The 9,145-nt window shown below is 34.4% G+C and carries 7 protein-coding genes; 3 read left to right on the forward strand and 4 right to left on the reverse strand.

Annotation, left to right across the window (positions count from 1 at the left end; translation table 11 throughout):
- Window positions 1-111: sulfur oxygenase reductase family protein (locus WKI77_RS06535; protein WP_337860906.1), on the reverse strand; the 111-nt coding region annotated here is incomplete at its 3' end.
- Between the two features lie 275 nt (window positions 112-386).
- On the opposite strand from WKI77_RS06535, the gene WKI77_RS06540 reads away from it, so the two are divergent.
- Window positions 387-1,118: a hypothetical protein gene (locus WKI77_RS06540; protein ID WP_337861025.1), complete on the forward strand. Its 732-nt coding sequence runs from the start codon at window positions 387-389 to the stop codon at window positions 1,116-1,118.
- On the opposite strand, the gene priS is transcribed toward WKI77_RS06540, so the two are convergent.
- On the reverse strand, window positions 1,115-2,260 hold the full coding sequence (gene priS, locus WKI77_RS06545; protein ID WP_337861026.1) for a DNA primase catalytic subunit PriS: 1,146 nt from the start codon (window positions 2,258-2,260) through the stop codon (window positions 1,115-1,117). The two genes, WKI77_RS06540 and priS, sit on opposite strands and share 4 nt — an antisense overlap.
- 87 nt (window positions 2,261-2,347) lie before the next feature.
- Here priS and WKI77_RS06550 point away from each other — a divergent pair, with 87 nt between their 5' ends.
- Both WKI77_RS06550 and radA read left to right on the forward strand, forming a co-directional pair.
- Complete coding sequence (locus WKI77_RS06550) at window positions 2,348-3,361, forward strand: type II glyceraldehyde-3-phosphate dehydrogenase (protein ID WP_337861027.1); 1,014 nt, start codon at window positions 2,348-2,350, stop codon at window positions 3,359-3,361.
- Between the two features lies 1 nt (window position 3,362).
- A complete protein-coding gene (gene radA, locus WKI77_RS06555) occupies window positions 3,363-4,358 on the forward strand; it encodes a DNA repair and recombination protein RadA (RefSeq protein WP_337861028.1) in 996 nt (331 codons plus the stop codon).
- Here the strand turns inward: radA and WKI77_RS06560 are convergent.
- Together WKI77_RS06560 and smc are read right to left on the reverse strand one after the other, a co-directional pair.
- The gene (locus tag WKI77_RS06560; protein WP_337861029.1) at window positions 4,355-5,119 is read right to left on the reverse strand and encodes a hypothetical protein; all 765 of its coding nucleotides are present in this window, start codon (window positions 5,117-5,119) and stop codon (window positions 4,355-4,357) included. The genes radA and WKI77_RS06560 overlap by 4 nt on opposite strands.
- Window positions 5,106-8,576 carry a chromosome segregation protein SMC gene (smc, locus tag WKI77_RS06565; RefSeq protein WP_337861030.1) on the reverse strand — a complete coding sequence of 1,157 codons (3,471 nt, stop codon included), beginning with the start codon at window positions 8,574-8,576 and terminating at the stop codon, window positions 5,106-5,108. The genes WKI77_RS06560 and smc overlap by 14 nt, the downstream gene beginning before the upstream one ends.
- Between the last annotated feature and the right edge of the window lie 569 nt (window positions 8,577-9,145).

The following is a 9,145-nucleotide window of genomic DNA, read 5'->3' on the forward strand; positions in this document are numbered from 1 at the left end:
GTGTCTGGCTGTTACCTGGCAAACTTTTGGACCAACCTGCGAAAACATTTGCATGGTTGTGTCGTTATTCAACATCTCTACTTCATTTATTGCTACATACGGTTTAGGCATTTTTTCTCACCAAATTATAAATAACTAAGTCATATTTAAGAGTTATTATTCATATATATGAATTATAGTTAAATTCAATGATTTTCTATGCATAACTGTAATTTAATGCAAATTTTCGTTACTTAACATGGAATATTATTTATAAATAATCAGTTCTTGGCAATTAATATATCTTTCAAATAAAATAAATCTAAAGCATTCTAATATTAGTAGTAAATAGTCATATATGTGAATAACATGGAAATATATTTATACAAATAAAGTATGCAATACCTATGGTTAGTGATGCAATAGAGAAAAATAAAGGATATTATATGAAATCACTGTCGCTTGAAGATCAATTTTCACGCCTGGATGCATGGTACAAGGTTGATTTTTTAATAGATAACAAAATATTAACAAAGGATTACGTAGTTGAAAACAAACAGAAATTTCTTGATCTTTTGACAACAACAGATGAAATGGTTAAGGTACATGCATGGGTTCTTGCAAGAAGGTTCGCCGATGCCGGATATATTTCAAAAGAAGATATTAACAAAAGAAAAACATATCTAATCCCATATGTGGAAAGCGGAGACCTGACTGCATGGTGGAATGCAGTTGACCTGATCAATGGAAATTATATTGATAATACATATCTATTCCCATATAAAGATATATTTATAGATAGCCTTAAAAGTGACAATCCGGGAATTGTAAGTGATGCATGGCATATGGTTCCATTGCTGGTCAATGCTGGAATTATAAAGGAAAATAATTATGAAGAAAATAAAAAATACCTTTTTAACGTTCTTAAATCTTCAAATCAGTATATCAGATTGAATGCATGGGAAACCATAATTGACCTGGGTGAGAAAGGCATTTTGAAAAGAGATGATATATTGCCATACAAGGAGAAGGCAAAAGAACTTGTAAATGGTGAGGATTTAATAAAGCTTACATCATTGTTTGATACTACTCAGGAACTGTTTCTTGAAAGGCTTAAAAATCTTGATTTAATGAATTAAATAAATTCCGCCACATTTATGGCGCTTGCAAATATTGCAACATAGAGTGGAACGGTGTTTTCACCTTCCTGCAAATTAAAATTTTCATTGTTCATTTTAATTGAAAATTTATTTATGTTCAAATTAATTTTTGTTTCTTTATCCATGAAGATAACCGGAATCGCTTCTGTTAATGGATCAAATTTTCCTAAATCATTAATTGCCACTGGCTTGACCATAAGCCCTGTTTTGCCGTGGAGGCTAAAGGGAAATCTTATCAATCTATGTATATCGGTGGTAACAGGCTCATCTATTTCTGCCATTGCAGTACTATTAAAATCATTGAGAAGCCTCGAGAGCATAATACGGTCATAATCTATGGAAGTCTTCTCGTTGCTTTTATTCTGCTTAACCAATAACCTAAATTTATTTCCCGTATCACGAGCAAGGAAATCTATAATTTTTTCTCCATTGTAAAACTTTTGAAGATATTTCATATAATTTCCTGATGATTTGCCAAACACATTTTTTATATAATCTTCATCAGGCTCTTTAAAAAAATTTGAGATATAATTATTTAATTTTTTAAGCATTCCATATTGGAAATGGCTATCATCCAGCATTTTCAGGTCTTCGATATTCAGGCCTTCAACTTTTATATAATCCCCAATTTCTCTTCTTGAATCAGAATCCATGCTGTATATCCTGTCACTTTCTACATGCACATGGTATCCCCTGCCACCTGAGAAATAAAGCCGAATATTTTTATCGTCAAATCCAAAATCATCCATGAGTATTTCCAGCAACCTCATTGTGTGCTTCTTAACCTCTGAAAGTATCTCCATATATGTCATCTTATCTGCCCCTTCAATATGGTCAGCATCAAGATCGAATATTAACTCTGCTCCAAGCCATTCTTTCTCAAGCATTTTATGCTGGTCTGGAAATCTGTAATATGAAGAGGAGTAATAAAGATGCCTTGGTGCAGTATGCTGGACAAATTTTTCTATCTCTGCCTGACCATTAAATTTTTTGTGCCGGATCATGGTTCCATTGAATGGTATAAAGCCTATTTCTCTTTGAAATAACATATCCGGTATGCCAAGATGATTTTTGTAATAATATTCACGAAAATATTCCATTAACTTTTTAGGATCTGACACGGTTTGCTATTAATCTAATAAATATAACTATTTGCCTGACTTACTGTCAATCAATAAATTTATAATGTGCAGTACTATTGTATTGCAATGATTGGAGTAGCAATAAATGGTTACGGGACAATAGGCAGAAGGATTGCCTATGCAGCATCTAAACAGGATGATATGTATGTTACAGGCATTGTAAAGAATTCCCCTGATTATGTTACGAAACAGGCTTCTAAGTATTTTAATATTTATGCTCCTGATAATGATAAAAAGAAGGAATTTGAGGCAAGTGGCATAACTGTAAAGGGTACACTTGATGATCTTTTATCAGAATCAGATATTGTTATTGATGGAACTCCTGAAGGCAATGGAGAAAAAAATTTAAAAATTTACAAACAGCATGGAATAAAAGCAATTCTTGAAGGCGGAGAAAGCAAAGATGCTGTAGAAGTTAGCTTTAATTCATATTCTAATTATTCAAAATCAATAAACAAGAATTATGTTCGTGTAGTATCATGCAATACAACTGCTCTTGCCAGAACCCTTACACCGTTAAATGAGAAATTTGGAATTAACGAAGTCAATGCAACAATCATGAGGCGTGCAACAGATCCAAATGACAGCAAGAAGGGGCCTATTAATGCCATAGAACCTTCAATGGCATATCCATCACACCATGCCGGTGACCTGAAAACCGTAATGGAAGATATAAACATAGAAACAACTGCAGTAAAAGTCCCAACAACACTCATGCATGTCCATGTAATAAATCTGGAATTAAAATCGGAAACAACTAAAAATGAAATAATATCTGCACTGTCAAAAAAACGGCGCCTGATACTGTTCGACGGCAATGAAAAAATTAATTCTACTGCACAGATAATGGATTATGCAAGAGAATTATCAAGGAACAGGTCAGATTTATATGAAATAGCAATCTGGAAAGACAGTATAAATATTTATAAGAATAAAGTGCATTATATTCAGGCAGTGCATCAGGAAAGTGATGTAATTCCTGAGAATATCGATGCTATAAGGGCAATGTTTGGTATAGAACAATCAATGTCGCAGGATAAAACCGATGCCTCTCTTGGCATTAAAGGAGTTGAATATTAAAATGGCAAAAGAAAAAAAGATTGATGAAGATATAATAGAAAATAATGAGGGCAAGAAACTTACGATAGAAGATTTACCCGGTGTTGGAGAAGCAACCGCAGAAAAATTGAGGGAAAATGGCTATGACGATATAATGGTTATAGCAGTTGCATCACCAAAGGATCTTGCAGATATCAGTGGCATTGCAGAAGGAGCTGCAGTAAAAATTATTAACGCTGCAAGAAAATTTGCTGATGTTGGGAACTTCGAAACAGGTGAGGAAATTCTTCAGAGAAGAAAGGAAATTAAAAAACTTTCAACAGGTGCACAGGGACTCGACAATCTTCTTGGTGGAGGGCTTGAAACACAATCAATTACTGAATTTTTTGGTGAATTTGGATCCGGGAAAACTCAGATTATGCTGCAACTGGCTGTAAATGCTACAATTTCTGAAGAGCTGGGTGGAATGAATTCAGATGTCCTTATCATAGATACAGAAAATACATTCAGGCCAGAAAGGATAATACAGATGGCCAGGGCGAAAAACCTTGATCCCGATGAAACATTAAAAAGAATTCATGTTGCAAGGGCATACAATGCACACCACCAGATACTTCTGGCAGAAAAAGCTTCGGATATAGCAAAAGAATTTCCAATAAAACTGCTTATAGTCGATTCACTGACATCCCATTTCCGTTCTGAATATGTGGGAAGAGGATCACTTGCAGAGCGCCAGCAGCTATTGAACAAGCATATGCATGATTTGTTGAAATTTGGGACAATATTCAATGCTGTAATAGCGGTTACAAACCAGGTTTCAGCTAATCCTGCAGTATTTTTCGGAGACCCAATGACGCCTATTGGCGGAAACATTGTCGGCCATACTGCAACATTCAGAATTTATTTAAGAAAGGCAAAAGCAGGAAAAAGAATAGCAAGGCTTATAGATTCTCCGTACCTTCCAGAAGGAGAAGCTGTTATAACACTTACAGAGGATGGAATAATAGACGGAACTTAAAATAATTTTGTAACCTGTATATTACCAAACTCCTCTTCCTGGTACATGCTGATATTACCTGATTTTTCCAGAAACAGCATATACAAAATGAAATTTGCCCTTTCTAATTTTGAATTTCCCCAGTAATCTTCCACAAAAAATGGGTTCATATAACCTGATATGCGCTGTAATGTATCCATTATTCCATCCTCAATAGAATCAGTATTGGACTTTGCAATTATATCCTCATCCATATCATCAGGATAATAAAGGTCTTCATCTTCTTTTTTAACCTTTTTTTCTTTAAATACCGTTTTCATTGCAGTTAAAAATTCTGTGAGGGTAATTTTTGCAGACTCTTTGTGTAAAACAGGTATTTTGAGGTCTGGCATGCTTCCTATTGTTGTATCATCCTGATTATATATTCCATCGCTCCAATCCGTTACAGGATCGCCAAAATCCTCTTCTTCATTAATCGTATTTTGCATCATCTGAGTGCTTTTTTCATACAGAACATGCCAGGCACTGGAAATAAGCATTCCTGCTATTTCAAAATTTTCACTGTTTTCTCTTGCAAACAGGTCTTTGAATTCCGAAATATTAACACTCCATGGATCCAGCTTGCCTGTTATTACAAGTTTAAAGATTTTTGAAACAGTTTCGGAGAAAATATCTGGGTACTCAATGCTTTCCTCAACTTCATTCAGTATTCCTTCATAATACGAAATGCTATCACCAATATTCTGAGTGATCATTGCTTTGAGTATTTCATTCCTTTCCAAGGCCTTCACCTACTCTCTTCTGAATTATTTTTGTATTTCCATGCTTATCTACTGTAACACCTATAAGGTTATCAGCAAATTTTGTAACTGCTCCTTTTAATGAAACCATAACCACCTGCGAACTTTTTGAATTTTCCCTGAACAATTCTCCAACATGTTCTGCATTATGGCCATCCAGAAACATATCTACCTCGTCTAGATAATATATTGGGGAAGGATTTTTTATCTGGAACGAAAGAATAAGTGCCAGTACTGCTACACTTTTCTCACCTCCACTCAGGGCATCGATTTTTATCATGTGCTTTCCACTTGGTTTTACTTTTATGTAAATTTCAGCATTGAGTGGATCTTCTCTGCTTGTAATTTCAAGGTTCGCTTCTCCACCTTCAGATAACCGTGCATATATTTGCTGGAATTGTGAATTTATTGTATCGAAAAGCTCCATAAAAATTCTTTTTTCAGTTTCTATTATTTCATTCTGCAAATCGATAAGATCATCCCTTTCCCTGATTAAAGTATTGCATTTTCCCTGAGTACTGTTATATCTGTCCAGTTCCTGGTCATACTGTTCGATTGCCTTCAAATTAACCATACCAAGTTCCTGAATTTTTGTATTATCATCATCAATTTTCTTTTTTATCTCTGGAATGCTCATGCTGTATTCTTTTAGTTCAATATTGCTGTTCTCAATTTCATAATTCAGTGTTTGCAGCTGAAAAGTTATGTTTTCGATTTTTGTTGTAAGTGTTGCGATAATGGTTTTCTTATTGCTTATTAAATCATCATTTTTCCTAATTTTCTCGTACATCTTCTCAATACTGGCTGATACCTCTGTCTTTTCATTGTAAAGGTCTCTGGACTGTGAATCTATTTCATATTCTTTTTGCCTGCTTTCCTGTAGCTCCACCTGCATTTCTTCAACATTTTTCCCATATTCAAGTATAATATCATTATTTTTGATGAGTTCTGATTCAAGTTCTCCAATCTTTTCCTCCTGCTCTTTTTTCCTTTCCATAAAATTTTTGGTTTCTGTTTCTATTTGAACAAGAGTATTGGAATAACCTTCCATTGTCTTTCTGGCCTGTGATAGTTCCTCTTCCATGCCCTTTTCTATTTCTACATTCTCTGGAGCGATTTCATTTAATTGCTTGTATAATTTTTCCCGTTCCTTTTCCAGGTTGAACCGCTTCATTTTTATTTCGTTTTTTGTTGATTCCAGCTCGTTCTTTTTATCATCAGCTTCTTTTATTTTATTCTTTATTTCCTCAAGCTTTGTTTCACTGTTTTTAATTGAGCTTTCAGATTCATTAAGCTGAAGTTGATAGTTGTTTATGCTTGTTGTTGATATATCCCTTTTTCTTGTAAGTTCCGCAAGCTTTGTAGAGATTTCAGAATTTTCCTTCTGCTTGAAGCTAATCTCACTTTTAAGGATCTCATTATGATCTTCAAGATCTGTTATTGTTTTCATAATGCGGTTTGCAATTAATTCATCGTTTTTTATGGAACCCCCGGTCATTGCACCGGATGGGTCAAGGACATCTCCGCCCAGTGTAACTATTCTTACACCGGTCATGTATTTTCTCGCATGTTCCAGTGTATCCATTAAAACAGTATCACCAAATGCATATTTGATGGCTTTTTCAAAAACTATATCATATCTTACAAGATTTCGGACAAAATCTGTAGCTTCCCCAGAATTAACCAGGTCAGCAGCCTTTTGCCTGTCGGAAGATGTGCTGATCTTGTTCAATGGTATGAATGTTAACCTTCCCAATTTTTTGGATTTTATTGACTGTATGCATTTCTGTGCTATAAAATCTGTATCAACCACTATTGAATTTAATCTTCCACCTGCAGCAACAAGTATTGCATTTGCATGATCATCATTATATTCTATAAGTTTTCCAAGCGCCCCATGTATCCCACTATCTTCCTCCATCATGGTGTTAATTTCTTTCAGTGCCGGTGAAACACTGCTCCTGTAGTTAAGGCCGCGGAGTTCTTTCTCCTTATTTCTTATCTCTATATCGTTGTTATTCTTTATTGTAACTAAGTCATTCAGCTTATTTCTCGTATCAATAAATTTTTTATTAACCTCATTGATTTCAACAGTGTACTGTTTATTGTTATTTTCCAGATTTCCTATTTTCCATTTTAAATCTTTGACCTTTAACGTTTCATCCTTTATTTTTTCCTCATTCATCGTTGTTTCTTTGTTTAACCCCGAAATTTCCTGTTCAATTTTACCTATTTCACCGTTATTGATGATCTGGTTATTTATTTCCTGAATTTCAGCATCTATCGATGCAAGTTTCTCATTTATTTGCTTTTGCGCCTTTGAATTTTCATAGTTTTCCTGCCTGAATTTTTCAAGCTCATCACTAATTTTCTTTATTGTATTTTCGGATGCCTTCAGGTATGATTCATAGTTTTTCTTTTCCTTTGTTTTCTTATCCAGCAGTTCCTGATTAAATGCATATGCGTCTTTTGTGGTTCTTAGCCTGGATTCTGAATTTATTTTTGACTCCTTCGCACTGGCAATTTTTGTTTGCAGTTCCGTAATTTTAATGTTAAGTTCTTCTATGTGCTTTCTGATTTCCTGTACCCTCTTTCCGCCCATGGCATCCAGTTTTTCGTCAATTTCTTTTATTTTGTTGGTGGCCTCATATTTTTTTGATTCAAGATCAGAATTTTCCGTTTCAAGCTTATTTATATCATCCTGATTTTTGTCAATGTTATCATTGTACATTGAAATTTCCTGATCTATTCTATCCCTGTCCTTTACTTTCAGGAATAATTCAAGTTCATTAAGTTCCTTTTTTATATCATTGTATTTTATTGCATTATCCCTATCAACTTCAAGGGTATTCAAAACATTTTGAATTTCCTGCAAAACTGCATCCATGCTGTTAAGATTTTCATTCAACCCATTTATATCGTTCTGCGCATTTTCTATTCTATCCTTGTAACTCTCAATGCCGGCAATGGATTCAAAAAGCTTCCTTCTTTCAGTCCCGGTCATTTTCACAAGGTTATTGATGTCACCCTGAAGCACAAAGCTATAAGCATCAAGGTAAATATGAAAAGTATCAATGAGCTTTAAAACCTCATTCCTGGATGATTTCTTATTATTTATATAATAATTTGATTTATATTCCTTATTGATGTATACAAGTTCCCTTTTAATTGCATATCTGTTATCTTCGTCATTAATGATATTCAAAGTAACATAACAGTGTTTTTTTGGGGGGTCAGTTTTATGGATAAAGTCTTCAAGCCTGTCAACCCTTACAGTTTTGTTAGCTCTGATTCCAAGGACAAAAAGCATGCTGTCCCCTATGTTGCTTTTTCCCGATCCATTTGGACCTATAATTACAGTAAACCCTTTATTAATTTTTATGAGCTGTTTATCGCCGTATGATTTAAAATTTTCCATTTCAACGGAATCTACGATCATTATGTATGACAATATGCATACCTATATTATTTTTTCGTTAAATAAATATCATTCTCTTATTTGTGTCTGACAGTTATTTAATTATGATTTTGTTCAGAATATCAATATATTGTTTTGGGAATCCTGAAAAATAGACATTAATTGATTATTTTTTTACGATTTCTGTTAACATTGCCGAAAAACTAGATTAAAAATTACCCGGAGCGAATTGAAAGAATGACCCTGGTAACTGGAGCAATAACGAGCATTGCATTTAAATATACATCAGAAACAGGAAGAAATTAGAAAAGGAATAAAAGTAAAAGAGCCATTTAAACTATATCCTAAATATAAACATCTTTTGACATATTTAGCAATATCGTTTTGCCGTTCTTCAAACATTGTGCATTGTTATGCAACATGTTCATTCGCAGCGTAGGCAGTCTCAGTCCTTCCTGCTCCGGGCATGTCAGGTATGCCCTGTGTACAGGTATTCATTCTTCATGGACTGCCAAGAGGCTGACGCACTCACGGGGAACGGTTCTCCGCAAAGGTCAAGGCCACGAAGGGCTATTGCAAGTGATGCGAGC

Source organism: Ferroplasma sp. (assembly GCF_037442045.1).
Lineage (GTDB): Archaea > Thermoplasmatota > Thermoplasmata > Thermoplasmatales > Thermoplasmataceae > Ferroplasma.